This is a genomic window from Rhodovulum adriaticum (assembly GCF_004345735.1).
GTDB lineage: Bacteria > Pseudomonadota > Alphaproteobacteria > Rhodobacterales > Rhodobacteraceae > Rhodovulum > Rhodovulum adriaticum.
The window spans coordinates 44,349-64,071 of the sequence record NZ_SLXL01000014.1 but is presented as its reverse complement, the minus strand read 5'-3'; the positions used below and the strand labels follow the sequence as shown (position 1 = coordinate 64,071).

16 protein-coding genes and 1 tRNA gene are annotated in these 19,723 nt (G+C 67.7%); 5 read left to right on the top strand and 12 right to left on the bottom strand.

The genetic code is table 11. From position 1 onward, the window contains the following. Together EV656_RS16825 and EV656_RS14495 are read right to left on the bottom strand one after the other, a co-directional pair. The coding region (locus EV656_RS16825) for a GlgB N-terminal domain-containing protein (RefSeq protein WP_425057188.1) at positions 1-527 on the bottom strand (527 nt) is incomplete at its 3' end. 45 nt (positions 528-572) lie between these two features. Continuing rightward, complete coding sequence (locus EV656_RS14495; protein WP_132605365.1) at positions 573-2,948, bottom strand: glycogen/starch/alpha-glucan phosphorylase; 2,376 nt, start codon at positions 2,946-2,948, stop codon at positions 573-575. A gap of 204 nt (positions 2,949-3,152) precedes the next feature. Between EV656_RS14495 and EV656_RS14490 the strand changes: the two genes are divergently transcribed. Together EV656_RS14490 and EV656_RS14485 are read left to right on the top strand one after the other, a co-directional pair. After that, the gene (locus EV656_RS14490) at positions 3,153-3,611 is read left to right on the top strand and encodes a (2Fe-2S)-binding protein (protein WP_132605363.1); all 459 of its coding nucleotides are present in this window, start codon (positions 3,153-3,155) and stop codon (positions 3,609-3,611) included. 3 nt (positions 3,612-3,614) lie between these two features. Then, on the top strand, positions 3,615-5,855 hold the full coding sequence (locus tag EV656_RS14485) for a xanthine dehydrogenase family protein molybdopterin-binding subunit (protein WP_132605361.1): 2,241 nt from the start codon (positions 3,615-3,617) through the stop codon (positions 5,853-5,855). Positions 5,856-5,915: 60 nt separating this feature from the next. Here EV656_RS14485 and EV656_RS14480 read toward each other — a convergent pair whose 3' ends face one another. Then, the gene (locus tag EV656_RS14480; protein ID WP_132605359.1) at positions 5,916-6,758 is read right to left on the bottom strand and encodes a fumarylacetoacetate hydrolase family protein; all 843 of its coding nucleotides are present in this window, start codon (positions 6,756-6,758) and stop codon (positions 5,916-5,918) included. A 171-nt stretch (positions 6,759-6,929) separates the two neighbouring features. Here EV656_RS14480 and EV656_RS14475 point away from each other — a divergent pair, with 171 nt between their 5' ends. Together EV656_RS14475 and EV656_RS14470 are read left to right on the top strand one after the other, a co-directional pair. Beyond that, on the top strand, positions 6,930-7,253 hold the full coding sequence (locus tag EV656_RS14475) for a lipid-A-disaccharide synthase N-terminal domain-containing protein (protein WP_132605357.1): 324 nt from the start codon (positions 6,930-6,932) through the stop codon (positions 7,251-7,253). Between the two features lie 7 nt (positions 7,254-7,260). Further along, entirely contained in the window at positions 7,261-8,919 is a 1,659-nt protein-coding gene (locus tag EV656_RS14470) for an ArnT family glycosyltransferase (RefSeq protein WP_132605355.1), read from the top strand. Here the strand turns inward: EV656_RS14470 and htpX are convergent, their stop codons facing one another. The 3 genes from htpX to glpK form a co-directional block, all read right to left on the bottom strand. Next, the gene (htpX, locus tag EV656_RS14465) at positions 8,920-9,825 is read right to left on the bottom strand and encodes a zinc metalloprotease HtpX (protein ID WP_132605353.1); all 906 of its coding nucleotides are present in this window, start codon (positions 9,823-9,825) and stop codon (positions 8,920-8,922) included. A gap of 76 nt (positions 9,826-9,901) precedes the next feature. Then, positions 9,902-11,032, bottom strand: coding sequence for an iron-containing alcohol dehydrogenase (locus EV656_RS14460; protein WP_132605351.1), 1,131 nt, complete (start codon positions 11,030-11,032; stop codon positions 9,902-9,904). A gap of 1 nt (position 11,033) precedes the next feature. Continuing rightward, positions 11,034-12,518, bottom strand: a complete 1,485-nt coding sequence (gene glpK / locus EV656_RS14455) for a glycerol kinase GlpK (protein WP_132605349.1) — start codon at positions 12,516-12,518, stop codon at positions 11,034-11,036. Positions 12,519-12,628: 110 nt separating this feature from the next. On the opposite strand from glpK, the gene EV656_RS14450 reads away from it, so the two are divergent. Beyond that, positions 12,629-13,942: a YihY family inner membrane protein gene (locus EV656_RS14450; RefSeq protein ID WP_132605347.1), complete on the top strand. Its 1,314-nt coding sequence runs from the start codon at positions 12,629-12,631 to the stop codon at positions 13,940-13,942. Here EV656_RS14450 and EV656_RS14445 read toward each other — a convergent pair. The 6 genes from EV656_RS14445 to EV656_RS14420 all read right to left on the bottom strand — a co-directional run bounded on the left by EV656_RS14445 (position 13,914) and on the right by EV656_RS14420 (position 19,717). Beyond that, positions 13,914-15,815 carry an acyl-CoA synthetase gene (locus EV656_RS14445; protein ID WP_132605345.1) on the bottom strand — a complete coding sequence of 634 codons (1,902 nt, stop codon included), beginning with the start codon at positions 15,813-15,815 and terminating at the stop codon, positions 13,914-13,916. The genes EV656_RS14450 and EV656_RS14445 overlap by 29 nt on opposite strands. 132 nt (positions 15,816-15,947) lie before the next feature. Further along, positions 15,948-16,376, bottom strand: a complete 429-nt coding sequence (gene lysM, locus EV656_RS14440; RefSeq protein ID WP_132605344.1) for a peptidoglycan-binding protein LysM — start codon at positions 16,374-16,376, stop codon at positions 15,948-15,950. A gap of 72 nt (positions 16,377-16,448) precedes the next feature. Beyond that, positions 16,449-18,248: an ABC transporter transmembrane domain-containing protein gene (locus tag EV656_RS14435; protein ID WP_165919020.1), complete on the bottom strand. Its 1,800-nt coding sequence runs from the start codon at positions 18,246-18,248 to the stop codon at positions 16,449-16,451. A 91-nt stretch (positions 18,249-18,339) separates the two neighbouring features. Then, positions 18,340-18,413: transfer RNA gene (locus EV656_RS14430), tRNA-Gly, on the bottom strand. A 165-nt stretch (positions 18,414-18,578) separates the two neighbouring features. Further along, positions 18,579-19,055, bottom strand: coding sequence for an H-NS histone family protein (locus tag EV656_RS16940; RefSeq protein WP_306666784.1), 477 nt, complete (start codon positions 19,053-19,055; stop codon positions 18,579-18,581). Then, positions 19,052-19,717 (bottom strand): SOS response-associated peptidase, encoded by a 666-nt coding sequence (locus tag EV656_RS14420; protein ID WP_132605342.1) that lies wholly within the window; start codon positions 19,715-19,717, stop codon positions 19,052-19,054. Before EV656_RS14420 ends, EV656_RS16940 begins: the two co-directional genes overlap by 4 nt. Between the last annotated feature and the right edge of the window lie 6 nt (positions 19,718-19,723).

Genomic DNA, 19,723 nt, shown 5'->3' with positions numbered 1-19,723 from the left:
GTCGCACCGCGCCGCCGCATCGGATGGCGCCGCCCGTCCCACTGGTTGAAGGGGCCCACGACGGAAACCCGCCGCGCATTCGGCGCCCAGACCGCAAAATGCGTGCCCGAAACCCCCTCATGCACCAGAACATGCGCCCCCAGAACCTGCCACAAACGCTGATGCGTCCCCTCGCCCAGCAGGTACTCATCCATCTCGCCGATCACAGGACCAAACCGATAGGGATCGTCGAAGTCCCAAACATGCCCATCCCCGTCAGTGGCGCGCAGACGGTAAACACCAGCGCAAGGAAAAGGGCCGGAAAAGAGGTCGGGGGCGTCAGGGTGCCGCGACAGGGCGTAAACCTTGTCGTCGGTCAGCGCCTCAAGCGTGGCCAGGCCGGGGTGGAACACCGCCACGTGCCGCCCCCCCTGATGCATGTGTGGTCCCAGCACCGCGAAGGGATCGTCATGCAGGCCCGCCTGCACCCGGCGGGCCTGATCGGGGGCGGGAAAGGCGGTGGTATCGGGGGGTGTCCTGCGGGTCATGGTCCCACCCTAGGCGCGAAGCCCGGCCTTGCCTAGCGCCGCTTTTCAGGGGTCCAGCGGCGCAACGTCCCAAATGTCGGACATGTACCCCCGGATCGTGCGATCCGAAGAGAACCAGCCGGACCGCGCGGTATTGCAGGCCGCCATCCGCCGCCAGCCATCCGCATCGGCAAAGGCCGCATCCGCCCGGCGCTGCGCATCCCAATAGGCCGTGAAATCGGAGCATACCAGGAAGTAGTCATCGCCCGAAAGATTGGCCACGACCCCGCGATAGCGGTGCCGCTCGGCGGGCGAGAAGGTGCCGCGCGAAATCTCCATCAATGCGCCGGACAGGCGCGGGTCGGCGGCGATGGCCTGGCGGGCATGATCGGGCACGGCGCGGCGGGCCTCGACCTCGTCAGCGGTCATCCCGAACAGGAAGAAGTTGCGCGCCCCCACCCGGTCGCGGATTTCCACGTTGGCCCCGTCCAGTGTACCGATGGTGGGTGCGCCGTTCAGGGCGAATTTCATGTTGCCGGTGCCGGACGCCTCTTTGCCCGCGGTGGAAATCTGTTCGGACAGGTCCGCGGCCGGGATCAGCCGTTCCGCGAGGCTGACATTGTAGTTCGGCAGGAAGATCACCTTGAGATACTTGTTCGTCACCGGGTCGGCATTGATGACGGCGGCCACGTCGTTGATCAGGCGGATGATCTCCTTGGCGAAGAAATACCCCGGCGCGGCCTTGCCGGCAAAGATCTTGACCCGCGGCACCCAATCGCCATCCGGGTTGGCCTTGATGTCGCGCCACAGCGCAATGGTTTCCAGGATGTTCAGGTGCTGGCGCTTGTATTCGTGGATGCGCTTGATCTGCACGTCGAACATCGCGTCGGGATCGACCGACAGCCCGTATTCTGCGGCCAGCCAGTCCGACAGATCGACCTTGTTCGCCCGCTTGGCGGCGGCATAGGCATCCAGGAAGGCGGGATCGGTCAGGCTGGGTTCCAGCCTTTCCAACTGTTCCAGGTCGTGGGCCCAATCCACGCCAATCGTGTCGGTAATCAGCGCGCTGAGGCGCGGGTTGGCCGACAGCAGCCAGCGGCGCGGCGTCACGCCGTTGGTTTCGTTCACGATACGGTCGGGGTGCAGGCGGTGCAGTTCGGCAAAGACCGTCTGTTTCATCAGGTCGGTATGCAGGGCGGACACGCCGTTGACCTTGTGCGCCATGACGAAGGCCAGCTCGCCCATGCGCACCTCGCCATCACTGCTCAGGCTGACATTGCGCGAGGGCTGCTCGGCGGCGTGGGCGGCGTCGATCCGTTCGATCAGTTGCATGTGGCGGGGCAGCAGGGAACGCATCAACCCCTCGGACCAGCGCTCCAGCGCCTCGGGCATCAGGGTGTGGTTGGTGTAGGACAGGCAGCCGCGCGCGGTGGCGATGGCCTGATCCAGCGGCATGCCGCGTTCGTCATGCAGCAGGCGCACCAGTTCCGGCCCGGCAATCGCGGGGTGGGTGTCGTTCAACTGAATGGCCGCGCGTTTCGGCAAATCGGCAAGCTGGCCGCCCTCGGCCTCGAACCGGCGCAGGATGTCGCGCAAGGACGCGGCGGTGAAGAAATATTCCTGCTTCAGCCGCAGTTCCTTGCCCTGTTCGGTCGTGTCGTCGGGATACAGCACGCGGGAAATGGTGCGGGCCAGCGCCTCGGGCTCTGCCGCCGCCGCGTATTCCCCGCGGTTGAAGCGGTCCAGATCGAACCCGTGCAGCGGCTGCGCCGACCACAGGCGCAGGGTGTTCGCCCACCGCCCCTGCCAGCCGATGATCGGCGTGTCAAAGGCCTGCGCCATCACCGCCTGGTCCCCGTGCCAGACCGTCTTGCCGCCCTCTTCGACCACCTCGCCGCCGAAACACATCTTGAACCGCACGTCGCGGCGCTCGAACTCCCAGGCGTGGTATTGGGTCAGCCACTCTTCGGGGGCCTCGACCTGACGCCCCTCTTCGAAGGACTGGCGGAACAGGCCGTGTTCATAGCGGATACCGTAGCCAAAGGCCGGCACGCACAAGGTGGACAGCGATTCCATGAAACACGCCGCCAGGCGCCCCAAACCGCCATTGCCCAGGGCGGCATCGGGTTCGTCCTGGATCACCGTCACGGGGTCCAGCCCCAGGCCGTTCAGCGCCTCGCGCGCCTCGTCCTCCAGCCGCAGGTTGACGATGGCATCCTCCAGCAGGCGGCCGATCAGGAATTCCATCGACAGGTAATAGACCCGCTTGGCCCCGGCCGCGCGGGTCGCGCGCGACGCGGTGAACCAGCTTTCAACCAGCCGGTCGCGCACCGCCAGAGACAGCGCAATGCGCCAGTCATGTTGTGTCGCATGGTCGGCATCGCTGCCGAGCGAATAGGTCAGGTGACGCAAGATGCTCGCGCGCAGATCAGCGGCAGTCACGGGGCGGCCTCCGGGGCTAGGGATATAGGGGCGTTAGCGGGATATGTGCGGAAAACCCGCCGGGCTGCAAGCCGGGCCTGCGGATTCGCGACGGATCGTGACGGGTCTGCCGTATTTGATTGGCGGTGGGGATGAATTGCCACCCTGCCGCCCTAAGGTGCACAAAGCATAGGCGACTCGTTGCGACCGCCAGGAGGATTGGTTTTGAAACTGACGGTGAACGGAACCGAAATCGACATCGACGTCGAACCGGACATGCCGCTGCTGTGGGTGCTGCGCGACATGCTGGGGCTGACCGGCACGAAATACGGCTGCGGCGCGGCGCAATGCGGGGCCTGCACGGTGCATGTGGACGGGGTGGCGATGCAATCCTGCCAGCTGCCCGTGGGCGATGTCGCCGGACCCATCACCACGATCGAGGGGCTGGGCACACCCGACGCCCCCCACCCGGTGCAGGCCGCCTGGATCGAACACCAGGTGGCGCAATGCGGCTATTGCCAGTCGGGCCAGATCATGACCGCCGCCGCCCTGCTGGCCGAAACCCCCGCCCCGACCGACGACCAGATCAAGGATGCGCTGTGGGGCAACCTGTGCCGCTGCGGCACCTACCCGCGCATCCAGGCCGCCGTGAAAACCGCGGCGCAAAAGATGCAGGAGGGTTAAGCCATGGGCAAAGGGGCCAAGATCGCGCGGCGCACCTTCCTGTTGGGCACGGCCACGGTGGCGGGCGGCTTTGCCGTGGGCTGGTATTCGCTGGAACAGCCCTATGCCTTTCCGCTGGCCGATGAACTGCCGCGTGCTATCACGCCGCTGACCGCCTATGTTTTGGTCGACGCGCGCGGCGTCACGCTGATTACACCGCGCGCGGAAATGGGGCAGGGCGCGACCTCGGTTCAGGCGGCCCTGCTGGCCGAGGAGCTGGACGTGGCCTGGGACGAAATCCGCACCGATCCCGGCCCGCCCGCGCCCGCCTATTACAACGCCGCCATCGTGGCCGAGGGCATGCCCTTTGCCGCCACCGATGACGGCTGGCAGGCCGGTGTGGCGCGCGGCTTTGGCAAGACGGTCAGCAAGCTGATGGGCCTGCAAATCACCGGCGGGTCGTCCACCGTGCCCGATGCCTATGACCGGCTGCGCCAGGCGGGCGCGACCGCGCGCGCGATGCTGGTGGCCGCCGCCGCCAACCGTCTGGGCGTGGCAGAGGATCAATTGACCACGCGCGCGGGCGCGGTAGTCGCCCCCGACGGCACCGCCCTGCCCTATACCGAACTGGCCCCCTATGCCCGCCGGGTGCCGCGCCCGCGCAACGTGGCGCTGAAGGATCCGGCCGACTGGCGCCTGCTGGGCAAACCGATGCAGCGGCTGGACATCGTAGCAAAATCGACCGGCACCGCACGCTATGGCATCGACGAATGGGCCAAGGGCATGCTGCACGCCACCGTGCGCACCAACCCGCGCCGGGGCGGCGAACTCAACGGGTTTGACGCCAGCACGGCCGAGGCGATGCGCGGCGTGGTCAAGGTGGTGCCCCTGCCCGGCGGCGCGGGCGTGATCGCCGACAATACATGGCGCGCGATGCAGGCCGCGCAGGCAATCGAATTTGACTGGGGGCCTGCCGCCCACCCCGCCACGACCCAGGCCCTGTTCGACAGTATCGCCGGCGCCTTTACCGACGATGCGCAGGACAGCCGGCTAAAGGATGACGGCGACGTGGAACAGGCGCTGGCCCAGGGCGCGGACATCACGGCCGAATACCGCGTGCCCTTCCTGGCGCACGCGCCGCTGGAACCGATGACCGCCTTTGCCTGGCTGACCGACCGGGGCCTGGAAATCCGCGCGGGCACCCAGATCCCGCGCTTTGCCATCGACACGGCGGCGGAACTGACCGGCCTGCCCAAAGACCGGATCGTCCTCAGCGCGTTGCCCATGGGCGGCAGTTTCGGCCGCCGGCTGGAGGATGATTTCATCGCCCAGGCCGTTCTGCTGGCGCGCGTCGTACCCGGCCGCCCGGTCAAGATGACCTGGACCCGCGAAGAGGACATGACCCACGACTTCCCCCGCCCCGCCGCCATCGCGCGCGGACAGGGTCGGGTCGAGGGGGGGCGCGTGGCAGCACTTGACCTGTCGATCGCGGCGCCCTCGGTCAGCGCCTCGCAGATGGGGCGCCTGGGACTGAACCCGCTGGGGGCCGACACCGCCATCGTCAACGGCGCCTGGGACCAGCCGCTGGCGATCCCGCATTACCGCGTCACGGGCTATCGCGCGCCGGAAACGGTGCCGGTCAGTTCCTGGCGTTCGGTCGGTGCGTCGGGCAACGCGTTCTTCCACGAATGCCTGCTGGACGAGTTGATCCACGCCGCCGGCGCCGACCCGCTGGAGGAACGGTTGCGCCAGTGCACCCATGCGCCGTCCCGCGCCGTGCTGGAGGCGGTGGGCGAAATGTCGAACTGGGGCAGCCCCCTGCCCGAAGGCGCCGCGCGCGGGCTGGCCTTTTGCCTGTCCTTCGGCGTGCCCTGCGCCGAGGTGGTCGAGGTTCGCCAGACGCCCCGGGGCCTGCGGATTGCGCGGGCCTTTGCCGCCGCAGATGTGGGCCGCGTGCTGGACCCGGTGAATATCGAAAACCAGATGCACGGTGGCGTGATCTGGGGGCTGGGCCACGCCATCGGCGCGGCGCTGACCTATGCCGATGGCCGCCCAGAGCAGGAGAATTTCGACACCTATCCGGCGATGCGCATCACCGAATGCCCGGAAATCATGGTGCGCGCGCTGGAAACCGGCGACACGGTGCGCGGCATTGGGGAACCCACCGTGCCCCCCGCCGCCCCCGCACTGGCCAACGCGATCTTTGCCGCGACCGGGCAGCGGATACGGCAAATGCCGCTGGACCGAGAGGTGCGCTTCGCCTGAGGTCACGGCCTTTTCGATTATGGCCCGGGCGACCAGCCCGGGCCGCCGCCGATGCGGTGCTCAGCCCGCCACGACCTCTTGCCGCTGACGGCCCAGCCCCTCGACCTCCAGTTCCATCACGTCGCCGGGGCGCAGGAAACGCTGCGGTTTCATCCCCATACCCACGCCTGCGGGCGTGCCGGTGGCGATGATGTCGCCGGGCACCAGCCGCAGGAACTGGCTGAGATGGCTGACGATCTGCGCAACCGAAAAGATCATGTCGTCGGTGCCGCCGTCCTGCACCCGCTCCCCGTTCAGGTCCAGCGTCAGGCGCAGCGCCTGGGGGTCGGGCACCTCGTCGGCGGTGACCAGCCACGGCCCGATGGGACCGAAGCCGGGCAGCGACTTGCCCTTGATCCACTGGCCGCCGTGATCCATCTGATAGGCGCGTTCGGACAGGTCGTTGACCACGCAATAGCCCGCGACATGGGCCAGCGCGTCGCCCTGCGTCACGCGGAAGGCAGACCGCCCGATCACCACGCCCAGCTCCACCTCCCAGTCGGCCTTGTCCACGCCTGCGGGCAGAACCACCGGATCGAACGGCCCGGCCAGCGCCGTGCTGGCCTTGGAAAACAGGATCGGCGCGCTTGGCGGGGCCATCCCCGATTCCGCCGCGTGCTGCGCGTAGTTCAACCCGATGCAGTAGAAATTCGGCACCGCCGCCAGGCAGGGGCCGATCCGGGTGCCCGGTGCCACCACCGGCATCGCGGCCAGATCCAACCCGCGCAGGGCCTGCAGGGATTCCGGCGCCACGCTGAGATTGTCGAAATCCGGGAAATGCCCGGACACATCGCGGATCTGCCCGTCCGCATCCATCACCGCGGGCCGTTCCTGCCCGACCTGCCCCACGCGCATCAGTTTCATCGCCACTCTCCCCGGCTGTTGGTTGCCCCATTCATACCCGAGTGATGCGCCGTTTCCACCGGTCCGGGCGCGAAATCCGGCCCATCGCCGCCCCGGCCCGGGATGGGGGCTGTCTTTGCAGCGCAATAGGCCCTATAGCGGGCGAAACGCGAACAAGCCCCGGGGGCGGCCATGCAGGAAAGCCTGTTTTCATTCCTGTCCATCGACAGCTGGACCGAATTCTGGTGGGTCGTTCTGGGCCTGACAGCGCAACTGACCTTCGGCGCGCGCTTTCTGGTGCAATGGATCGCCTCGGAACGGGCGGGCCGGTCCTATGTGCCGGTCGCCTTCTGGTACCTGTCGATCCTGGGCGGAGCGATCCTGTTTGCCTATGCGCTGTACCGTCAGGACGTGGTATTTATCATCGGGCAGTCCACCGGGCTGATCGTCTATACCCGCAACCTGATGCTGATCCGGCGCGAGGCCCGCGCCGCCGCGACGCGCAACCCCGGATAGGCCGAAAATGCGAACGTTGGCCCGCCGTCTGGCCCCGCTGCTGATCCTGCTGCTGATCCTGCTGCTGGCCCTGCTGGCCTTTGCCCCGGGGCTGGACCAGTTGCCCGTCACCGACCGGGACGAGGCCCGCTATGCCCAGGCCAGCCGCCAGATGGCAGAGAGCGGCGACTGGATCGACATCCGTTTTCAAGAGGAACCCCGCCACAAGAAACCGGCGGGCATCTACTGGGCGCAGGCCGCCGCGCTGCGCGCCGCGGGCCCGGACCATGCGGGCGATATCTGGGTCTACCGCCTGCCCTCGCTGGCGGCGGCGGTGCTGGCCTGCCTGGCCCTGGGCTGGGCCGGGCGTCCGCTGGTGGGCGGGCCTGCGGCCTGGCTGGCCGGGGCGATGGCGGCCGCGCTGTTCCTTTTGCAGGTCGAGGCGCGGATCGCCAAGACCGACGCGGCGCTGCACCTGGCCACGATCCTGGCCATGGGGGCGCTGGCGCGGGCCTGGCTGGGGCAGGTGCGCGGCTGGGGCGTACCGGCCATCTTTTGGACGGCGCTGGCGGCGGGGCTGCTGATAAAGGGGCCGCTGGTGCTGCCCCCCATTCTGGGGGCGATCCTGACCGTGGCGCTTTTCACCCGGCGGCTGCGCTGGCTGGGCGCCCTGCGCCCGCTGCCCGGCCTGGCCTGGGCGCTGTTGCTGGCGCTGCCGTGGTATGTGGCGATCCTGTGGGTCAGCGAGGGGCAGTTCCTGGCCGCCTCGCTGGGCACCGATCTGTCGGCCAAGATCGCGGGCGGACAGGAAAGCCACGGCGCGCCGCCGGGCAGCTACCTGCTGGCATTCTGGCTGACCTTCTGGCCGTGGACGGTGCTGGCACCCCTGGCCGCGGCGCTGGCCTGGCAACGCCGCCGCAGCCCCGAGATGCTGTTCCTGCTGGGCTGGGCTGTGCCCGGATGGCTGCTGCTGGAGGCGGTGCCGACCAAGCTGTTGCATTACCCGCTGCCGCTGTATCCTGCGCTGCTGCTGATCGCGGGGGCGGCGGCGATGGCCCTGCTGCGGGGCGAGCGGCGCTTTGCCGGGATCGCGGGCTGGGCCGGGGCGGCGGGGTGGCTGCCCGGCGCACTGATCCTGGCCGGTGCCTGCATCGCATTGCCAATGGCCGCCGGCGATGGCGCCGCGCCCGCGACAATCGCCGGGGCGCTGACCGCGCTGGCGCTTGGCATGGCCGGGCTGGTCTGGCTGTTCAGGGCGCGCACGGCCACGGGGCTGGCCGCGACCGGGCTGTCGGCGCTGGTGATGGTCTGGACGCTGGTCGCCGTCGCCCTGCCCCGCGCGACCGATCTGTGGGTCAGCCCGCGCCTGGCCCAGGCCACCGCACAGCATGCCTGCCTGCGCGGCCCGGCAATCGTGGTGGGCTATCCCGAACCAAGCGCGGTGTTCCACTTGGGACGGCACACACAGATGGTGGATGCGCAACAGGCGCTGGACATCCTGGCCCAATCCCCGGGCCGCTTTGCCTGGATCGAACTGTCCAAGCTGCCCGATGGCGGCGCGGACCTGCCGCCGGGCCAACCCGGCGTGACCCAAGTTTCGGGGTTCAACTACAGCCGTGGCAAACCCGTGACGCTGCGCCTGTTCACCGCGCCGGGGCGCCCGGCCGCGCTGCCCGTCTGCCCGTAATCAGCCCCAGGGGCCGGACCGTTTCGCCGGCTGCCCCCAGGGCTGGGCGGTGGTCCGGGGCCGCAACGCGCCCGCGCCCGCCATCTGGCGCAACGCGGCGATGCGGTTCTCGGTCGCCGGGTGGGTGGCAAAGAGGTTGTCGCGCTTGTGCGCGTGCAACGGGTTGATGATGAACATATGCGCGGTGGCGGGGTTCCGCTCGGCCGCGTCATTGTCGATCCGCGCGGCCCCCTGCTGGATACGCTCCAGCGCCGAGGCCAGCCACAACGGGTTGCCGCAGATTTCCGCCCCGGCCTTGTCGGCGGCGTATTCTCGGGTGCGGCTGATCGCCATCTGCACCAGCGCGGCGGCCATCGGCGCCAGGATCATCATCGCGATGGTGGCCACGATGCCCGGCCCCTCTTCGCGCCGCCCGCCAAAGAACAGGGCGAAATTGGCCAGTATGGAAATCGCCCCGGCAAAGGTGGCCGTGACCGTCATGATCGCCGTGTCGCGGTTGCGGATATGGGCCAGTTCGTGGGCGATCACCCCGGCCAGTTCCTGTTCGTTCAGGGTGCGCATCAGGCCGGTCGTTACCGCCACCGCTGCGTTGTCCGGGCTGCGCCCGGTGGCAAAGGCATTGGGCTGATCCTCGTCGATGACATAGACGGCGGGCATCGGCAGCCCGGCATTCTGCGCCAGTTCTGCCACCATCCGGTGCAGCCCGGCGGCCTGCCCCGGCCCGACGGGGCGGGCGTTGTGCATCCGCAGAACCATCTTGTCGGAATTCCACCAGGTCAGCACGTTCATGCCCGCCGCGATCACCAGCGCGATCAGGCTGCCGCCCGTGCCCCCCAACAGATAGCCCAGCCCCATGAACAGGCCGGTCATCGCCGCCATCAACAGCGCCGTGCGCGTGTATCCCATTCGCCTCTCCATGTTTTCGGTTGAACGGTTCGGCAGGGATATGGGGGGCCTTGCGGCGGGGTGCAACGGAGACGGGTCAGGCGCTCTCCAGCAGTTGAACCAGGGTTTCCGCGTCCAGCGGTACCGGGTTCCCCTTCATCGAGGATGAGGCGGCCGAGGCCTGCGCAACCTCTGCCGCAGCCAGCCCCGGCGCCATATCGGCCATGCGCGGCAGGCCCTGTACGTCGATCCAGCCCTGGAACCGGGCCAGCGGATCATCGGCCCCAAACACCGCCCCGATCCAGCCCTGCACCTGCGCCATGCGCGCCATATCCATACCCGCCGCCCGCATCGCCGCCGCATTGGTCCGCAACACCGGCACCAGCAGCCGCCCGCAGATCGCCCCATGCGCCGCGCCGTACCGGCCGCCGATCACACCGGCCAGCCCGTGCACCGCGCCCAGCCCCGCATTGGCCAGCGCAATGCCCCCGCACATGCTGACCAAGGCCATGTCGTCGCGCGCGCCCGCATCCTCGGCCTGCATCAACCGGGCCAGTGCGGCCAGCCCGCGCGGGATCGCGGCGGCGCACAGCGCGTCGGTCATCGGGTTGGCCTTGGCCGAAAGATAGGGTTCGATCACCTGTGTCACCGCATCCAGGCCAGAGGCCAGCGTGACCGCGCGCGGGCAATCGTCGGTCAGGGCCGGGTCCACCAGCGCCAGGTCAGGCAGCATTCTATCGTCGCGCAGGCTGACCTTGCGGGCGTGATCCGGCACGCCGATCACGGCGTTTTTCGTCACCTCGGCCCCGGTGCCCGCAGTGGTGGGCAGCGCGACGAAGGGCAGCGGCGCGGCCACCAGCGGCAGGCCCTTTCCCACGACCTCTAGGTGGTCCAGCACCGGGCCGGGCGCGGGCACCAGCGCGGCCAGCGCCTTGCCCAGGTCGATGACGGACCCGCCGCCCACGGCCACGACGACCGTGGGGCCAAAGGCGTGGGCCTGCGCCAATGCATCCTCCAGCGTGGGCAGGTCCGGTTCGCCCCGGCCACGGATTTGCAGCACCGCGCAGCCCGCCGCCGTCAGGTCACCCGCCAGCACATCGGCAAAGCCATGCCCGCCCCGCACCAACAGCACGCGGGTTCCAAGCGCTGCGATTTCACCGGCGGCCTGCGCCGCCATTCCCCGGCCGAACAGGATGCGGCCCGCGGTGCGAAAGGCGAATGGCCCCATCTCAGAAGGCCATGGTCGCGGCGACGGCGCGTTTCCAGCGGGCATAACGGGCCTCGCGCTGATCACTGTCCATCGCGGGGGCGAAACTGCGTTCCAGCGCCCAGCCCTGCGCAAATTCCTGCATCCCCGGGTAGATCCCTGCGCGCTGACCGGCCAGCCAGGCGGCCCCCATCGCGGTGGTTTCCAGCACCTTCGGGCGGTCCACCGGCGCCCCGGTGATATCCGCCAGGAACTGCATCGCCCAGTCAGACGCACTCAGCCCCCCATCGACGCGCAGCGCGGTATCGCCCGCGGCACCCCAATCGGCCTGCATCGCCTCCAGCAGGTCGCGGGTCTGGTAGCCCACGCTTTCCAGCGCCGCGCGGGCGAATTCCGCCGGGCCGGAATTGCGCGTCAGCCCGAAGACCGCGCCGCGACACTCGGCATTCCAATAGGGCGCGCCCAGCCCGGTAAAGGCAGGCACTAGCACCACGTCCTGACCCGCGTCGGCGGTTTCGGCCAGGGCTTGGGTTTCATTGGCCGCGCGGATGATCCGCAGCCCATCGCGCAGCCATTGCACCACGGCCCCGGCGACGAAAATCGACCCCTCCAGCGCATAGGTGCGCTGCCCGTCCAACTGATAGGCGATGGTTGTCAGCAAACGGTTGTCCGAGGCCACCGGATCGGCCCCGGTGTTTAACAGCGCAAAGCACCCCGTCCCATAGGTGGATTTCAGCATGCCCGGCGCGAAACAGGCCTGCCCGATGGTTGCGGCCTGTTGGTCGCCCGCAATGCCCAGGATCGGGATTTCCCGCCCGAACAGGTCGGCCCGCGTGGTGCCGAAATCGGCGGCGCAATCACGCACCTCGGGCAACAGGGACATGGGGATGTCCAGCATGGCGCACATCTGGTCCGACCATTCCCCGCGGTGAATGTCGAACAGCATCGTGCGCGCGGCGTTGGTGGCGTCGGTCACATGCACCTGCCCGCCGGTCAGGTTCCAGATCAGCCAGCTGTCCACCGTGCCAAAGGCCAGTTCCCCCGCCTCGGCCCGCGCCCGCGCGCCGTCGACATTGTCCAGCAGCCATTTCACCTTGGTTCCGGAAAAATAGGGGTCCAGCAGCAGGCCGGTGATTTGGGTCACCGCCGCCTCGTGCCCCGCCTTGCGCAGGGTGCGGCAGGTGTCGGCGGTGCGCCGGTCCTGCCAGACGATGGCGTTATGGATCGGACGGCCTGTCTTGCGGTCCCAGATCAGCGTGGTTTCGCGCTGGTTGGTGATGCCGATGGCCGCCACATCGGCGGCATGCAGGCCTGCACGCTCGATCGCGGCGCGGCATGTGGCGGCGGTCGTCGCCCACAGGTCGGCGGGGTCGTGTTCCACCCAGCCGCTGGCGGGGTAATGCTGGGGGAATTCCTCTTGCGCGGCGGAGACCACCGTCATGTCGCGATCGAACAGGATCGCGCGGCTGGAGGTCGTTCCCTGGTCGATGGCAAGGATATGGGTCATGCGGGCCTCTGTCAGTTGCCGGTCGGCGCCACCCTAACGCGAAAGACCCACAGGCCAAAGCCCGCGCCCCGGGGGCGACGGTCGCGCCCCGATCTGCTATAGCCCAAGGCATGAGCGGCAAGACCAGATTCACCGACTGGCCCGCCCTCCGCGCGGTTGCGGACCTGGGCCATTTCATCCGTTTCGCGCTGCGCCGGTTCCGCAGCGACGGGCTGACCCTGGCCGCCGGTGCGCTGACCTATTCCACGCTGCTGGCGCTGGTGCCGCTGATGGTCATCATGCTGGCGATCCTGTCCGGCTTTCCGGCGTTCGAGTCGGTGGCCACGCGCATCGAAACCTTCCTGCTGGGTATCCTGGTGCCCGAGGCCGGGGCGGAACTGTCAACCCATATCGCCACCTTCGCCGCGAACGCGCGCAACCTGACCACCTTTGGCGTGGTTGGCCTGGCGGTGACGGCGGTGTTGCTGCTGTCCACGATCGAAACGACGCTGAACCGCATCTGGCGGGTGGATCGGGCCCGCCCGCCGGTGCTGCGCTTGCTGATCTTCTGGGCGATCCTGACGGCGGGGCCGCTGCTGCTGGCGGCCAGTTTCACGCTGACCTCGGACCTGATGGGGGCTGCGGCCCGTTGGGCGGGCGACGGCCCGGTGCCCGAGCCGCAGGGCCTGACGGCCACACTGGCGCGGCGCGGGCTGGCGATCCTGGGACAGATCGCCTTTCTGACGCTGCTGTTCAAGCTGGTGCCCGCCCGCCCGGTGCGGCTGCGCCACGCGACCCTGGGCGGGGCGATCAGCGGGCTGAGCTTTGAGGTGCTGCGCATCGGCTTCAACGCCTTCCTGACCAGCGGGTCCACCTATGCCACGATCTATGGCGCGCTGGCGGCGATCCCGATCTTTCTGGTCTGGCTCTATCTGTCATGGAGCGTCATCATCTTCGGCGCGCTGTTCGCCGCGGCCTTTCCGGACTGGTGGCATAGCCGGGGCGCGGCCGATGCAGGCCCGGCCACGCCGGCGCGGCGGCTGGACATCGCGATGGGCATGCTGGGCCAACTGGCCCGCAACGACGGCGTCAGCAACGCCGAGGCGCTGGCCGACATCGCCCCCCTGGGCACCGGAGAGGCGGTTCTGGAAACCCTGCTGGCCAAGGGCTACGTCGTGGCGACCGAGGCGGGCGGGATCGGCCTGACCCGCGATCTGCACCGCACACAGATCAGGCAACTGGCCCAGGATCTGAACCTGTCGCTGGGCCAGACGGCGGGCGCGGGGGCACCGCAGGCCGGGGGGCTGGCCGCGTTGCTGGATCGGCTGGCCGGGGCCGAGGCCGAAATCCTGAACCAGCCCATCGCCGATCTGCTGCCAGCCCCCGAGAGGCGGAACGACGAAACGGCCCGCGCGGTCAGTCCGCCCATTCCCAAGGCCGGGTAAAGTTGCCCAGCAGGTGCAACACGGCCTCGTCGTCGACCTCGCCCTCGCGTATCAGCCGGGCGACCAGGCCGCGCTTGCGATCCTCGACCACCTCGGCCACGCGGACGGCATGTCCGGCCTCGGCCAGGGCCGCGTCATAGACCCGCGCGATGGCGCGCTTGCGCAGGTCGGGTTTGAACACCTTGCCCACGGCGGTCTTGGGCAGTTCGTCCAGGATCTCGATATGTTTGGGGATGGCGGCGCGTTCGTGGATATGCACCTTGGCATATTCCAGCAATTCCAATGGCGTGGTGTTGGCGCTGTCCACCAGTTCCACATAGGCGCAGGGCAATTCGCCAGCAAAACTGTCGGGCTGACCGATGGCCCCGACAAAGGCCACGTCGTGATGGCCCGACAGGGCCTCCTCGATCTCGGCGGGGTCGATATTGTGGCCGCCGCGGATAATCAGATCCTTGGCCCGCCCGGTGATGAACAGATACCCGTCCGCATCCAGCCGCCCCAGATCGCCCGTGCGCAGGAACCGGCCCTCGGCGAACAGGTTTCGGTTCTTTTCCGCCTCGGTGTAGGTCGATCCCTCGAACACGCCGGGGTTTGAGACGCAGATTTCGCCCACCTCGTCGGTCTCGCATTCGCGCACGAAATTCCCGTCATTGTCGAAATGCAGGATGCGCACCTCGGTATGGGGGAAGGGCAACCCGACCGAGCCGATCTTCTTCAGCCCGTCGGGCGGGTTGATCGACACCAGACAGGTGGCCTCGGTCAGGCCGTAGCCCTCGCAGATGGTAATCCCGGTCGCCTTTTCGAAGCGGTTATACAATTCCACCGGCAGGGGCGCAGACCCCGAAAACGCGTATTTCAGGCTGGACACGTCCGCATCCACCTTGCGCTGCATCAGCGCGGCGATGGCCGTGGGCACGGTGATGACAAAGGTCACGCCCCAACGTTCCACCAGCTTCCAGAAATTGTCGAACACGCCGTCGCCGCGATAGCCCGCAGGCGTTGGCAGCACCACATGCGCCCCCGAGGCGATGACCGACATCATCACCGGATAGGCGGCAAAGACATGGAACATCGGCAGCGGACAGATCACCGTGTCGTCCGGACGGAACAAAAGACGTGCGCCCAGCCAGCCATTGTAGATCATGCCCGACACCTTGTGCTGGGCCACCTTGGGCATGCCGGTGGTGCCGCCGGTGTGGAAATAGGCGGCGATCCGGTCCTCATGGCTGTCGGGGAAATCCAGCGCGTCGCCGCGCTCTTTCATCAGCGCCTTGCGGAAGCAGATGTAATCCGCGTGCGCATGCTTGCGGTCGGGATTAGCCGGGCGGATCAGCGGCACGATCAGCCGCTTGGCCCCGCCCAGATAGCGCAACAGGTCGACCTCAAGCACCGTGTCCACCTTGGGGGCGTGGCGCACGGCCTCTGCCACCTTTTGCGCGACATCGGTCTTGGGAAAGGATTTCAGCGTGACCACCACCTTGGCCCCGGTCTCGCGCAGGATGGCAGCGATCTGTTCGGGTTCCAGCAGGGGGTTGATCGGGTTTACGATGCCCGCCACCGCGCCGCCCAGCAGGGTCACCACCGTTTCCGTCGCGTTGGGCAGCACATAGGCTACCACGTCATTTTCCCGAACGCCCAGGCGGCGGAACAGGTTGGCCGCGCGGGTAACCTGTTCGTGCAATTCGGCCCAACTGAGCGTTTCGGCAGACGCGCCCGGGTCCGACATCAGTTGAAACGACACCGCCGGCCCGTCCGGGTTGGAATCGCGCGCGGCGGTCAGGAAATCATACATGCTGCGCGGCACATCGCGCGCATGCCATACGGATTCAGCCTCGATCGCGTCGCGATCGGCGCGGGTGGCATAGGCGGCCATTGTCTCTCCTCCCTGCGGCCCGTTTCTTCGGGCCGTCCCTGATCGTGCAATCAGGATGCGAGGAAATGACGCGCGCCGCAAGTCGCGGCGCCCCCGCTACGCTGCGTCAGAACGGGGGCTGCCGCGGCGGAATCAGCCCTGCGGAATGCGCAGGACCTGGTCGGGATAGATCTTGTCGGGGTCGCTCAGCATGGGGCGGTTGGCCTCGAAGATCTCGGTATAGCGCGCACCGTTGCCCAGGGTTTTTTCCGCAATGGCCCAAAGGGAGTCGCCCGCTTCGACCGTGTGGAACACCGGCTCGGTGCCGCCGGCCGCGTCCTCGACCTGGGCCACGCCCGCGATATTGCCCACGGCGAGGATGACCTTTTCCTTGGCTTCCTGGCTGGCGGCCGCGCCGCTGACGGTGACCTTGTCGCCCTCAACGGCAATCTCCAGGCCCTCGGCCTCAAGACCCAGATCGGCGATTTCCTTCTTCAGCTCGTCCTCGCTGGGCGCCTCGGCGGCCTCGGCGCGGCCGGACAGCCGCTTGCCGGCGCCTTTCATGAATTTCCACAGGCCCATCTCTCATCCTCCGAGCAAACCAATACAGGCCCGCAAAGCGTAACCGATTCTCGAAGACAAAGGCGCGACAGCTCAGGCCGCGTCGACGATACCGTCGGTGAATTGCAGCCGGGCCAGCCGCGCGTACAGCCCGCCCTCGGCAACCAGTGCCTCATGCGTGCCCTCGGCCACGATCCGGCCCTGGTCAAAGACCACGATGCGGTCGGCCTTTTTCACGGTGGCCAGGCGGTGGGCGACGATCAGGGTGGTCCGGCTGGCGGCCATCTCGTCCACGGCGTGCTGTACCGCACGCTCGGATTCGGCATCCAGCGCCGATGTCGCTTCATCCAGCAGCAGGACGGGCGCGTCGCGCAGGATGGCGCGGGCAATGGCAATGCGCTGTTTCTGGCCGCCCGACAACATGATGCCACGTTCCCCGACAAAGGTGTCATAGCCATCCGGCAGGGCGGACAGGAAATCATGCGCGGCGGCGGCGCGGGCGGCGGCCTCGACCTCGGCGTCGGTGGCCTCGGGGCGGCCGAAGCGGATGTTTTCACGCGCCGTTTCGGCAAAGATCACCGGATCCTGCGGCACCAGCGAAATGTGGTGGCGGAAGGTGTTGCGCGTCATGTCGCGCAGATCCACCCCGTCCAGCAGAATGGCGCCCGACTGCGGATCGTAAAAACGCAGCAAAAGCTGGACGATGGTCGATTTGCCCGCCCCCGAGGGACCGACCAGCGCGACGGTTTCCCCAGGCCTCACATGCAGGCTGACGCCGTTCAGCGCCGGCGTTTCCGGGCGCGAGGGATAGGCAAACCGCACATCCCGGAACTGGATGTCGCCGCGCACCGGCGCGGACAGCGGGCGGGGGCTGGGCGGATCCTGTACCGCGTCATGGGCGTGCAGCAACTCGACCAGCCGTTCGGTCGCCCCGGCGGCGCGCTGCAATTCGCCCCAAACCTCTGTCATGGCGCCGACAGCACCGGCCACCATGACGGAGTAGATCAGGAACTGGACCAGTTCGCCGGTGCTCATCACCTCGGCGCGGACATCGCGCGCGCCCATCCACAGCACGCCGACAATGCCCGCGAAGATCAGGAAGATCACGATCGAGGTCATCACCGCACGGGTGCCGATGCGGCGGCGCGCGGCGACATAGCTTTTCTCGGTTACCTCGTGGAAATGCTGGCGGCTGGCGCCCTCGTGCGTAAAGGCCTGCACCGTCTGGGCGGACAGCAGCGCCTCTGACGCATTACCCGAGGACGCGGCGATCCAGTCCTGATTTTCCCGGCTGAGCGCCCGCAGCCGCCGCCCCAGCACCACGATCGGCGCAATGACCGCGGGCACCAGCAGCAGCACCAGGCCCGTCAGCTTGGGCGAGGTGGCCAGCATCAGCAACAGCCCCCCGAACAGGATCAGCACGTTGCGCAGCGCCACCGACACCGACGACCCGATCACGCTGAGGATCAGCGTCGTGTCCGTCGTGATCCGCGACAGAACCTCGCCGGTCATGATGCGCTCGAAAAACGCAGGACTCATCCCGATCATGCGGTCAAAGACGGTGTTGCGGATATCCGCGACCACCCGTTCGCCCAACCGCGTCACCAGATAGTACCGCAGCGCCGTGCCCAGGGCGAACAGCGCGGCGATCCCCAGGGCGGCGGCGAAATAGCCATCCAGTTGGGTGACCTGCTCGGTCTCGAACCCATCCACCACACGGCGCACCGCCATCGGCAGCACCAGCGACACACCCGCCGTCACCACCAGCGCGGTCAGCGCGGCGGCCAGCAGCTTGCGATAGGGCAGCACGAAGGGCCATAACGCGCGCAGGGCGCCAATGCGGCGGGATTTTTCGCGATCTTCCAGGGGGGGCGCTCCGGGCGACATGGCCATTCCTTTCCCAACAGGTTTTAGGGCCGGTCGGGACAGACAACAAGCGCAGAGCGTATCCTGCTCACGCCGCCGTGTACGCCAAGGGTCGGGATGGAGCGGGTAGACGGAATCGAACCGACATAGCCTGCTTGGAAGGCAGGGGCTTTACCATTAAGCTATACCCGCGTGGACCCCGGAGGTAGGCCAGCCGCGCGCGCCGGTCAAGACCATTCTTTTGCACGCCCTTTTCACCCAAGAAAAGATTTTCCGGATCGGGTTTCCCCCAAAAGGAGAAAAAGAACCTTAAGCAGCCCTATTAATGCGGGGCTGCAATAGAGGCGCGCCGATAGATCAGCCGATCAGGAAATCCTCAAGCGACTTGCCAGCGTTCAGCGCCTCTTCCAGCCATTTCGGGCGGCGGCCCCGGCCACTCCAGGTTTGCGAGGGCTCGGCGGGGTTGCGGTATTTCGCGGGCACCTTGGCGCGGCGGCCTTTGGCCTTGACGATTTCATCCAGGGAAAAGCCCATCTCGCGCGCTTTTTCTTCAAGGGCGGCGCGGGCTTCGGCTTTCTTGCGCTCCTCGAACGAGGCGATGGCGGCATCGACATCCTTGCGCAACGCCTTCAATTCGCTCAGCGACATGTTTTCCAGTTCGGGCATTTTCCAAATCCTCCTGTGCGCGCTCTGACTATAATGCAATTCTGGAAAGGAAAAGAACTCTTTTTCGGAAAAACAGAAGCTAACGCATTTTTCAACGCATCCGCCGGTTTTGCCGTTCATCGCCCGAAACGCATTTGTGGCCCAGCCATGGCCCAGGGATCGGATCAATCCTCTATCGGCTGTGTCAAATCCGGCCCGCTGGCGCGGTTTGAATTCACCGCGCGCCCGACCCGGTGACAATGCACCACGCCCGCACCTGCGGGGCGCATCAGCCGCGCCGCGCCGTGCCCCGCCTCGCCCAGCCACAGCGGCCAGTCCGCCGGTTCTAGGATCACGGGCATCCGGTGGTGGATATGGGCAAGCCCCGCGTTGGCCTGGGTGGTGACGATGGCACAGGTGGACTGGCGCGCACCCTCGGGGCCCCAGTCCTGCCAGATCGCGGCCATGGCCATCGGCATGCGATCGCTGCGGTGCACATACCACGGCAGGCGGGTGCCCTCGGCATCCTTTTGCCATTCGTAGAAGCCGCTGGCCGGGACGATACAGCGCCGCTGCCGCGCGGCCTGGCCAAAGGCGGGCTTGGACGCAATGGTTTCGGCGCGAGCGTTTATCAGCAACGGGCCGTCGGTCGCGGTCTTGTACCAATGCGGGACGAAGCCCCAACGCATGGGCCGCAACTGGCGATCCCCGCCGGCGGCGGTGACGGTCAGAACCTGGGTGGTCGGGCAGATGTTGTAATCGGGCAGGTCCGGCAGGTCGTTGACTGGGGCCGCCTGAAACTGACGGGCCACCTCATCGGCAAGCAGGGCCAACGCGAAACGTCCACACATGCGGCC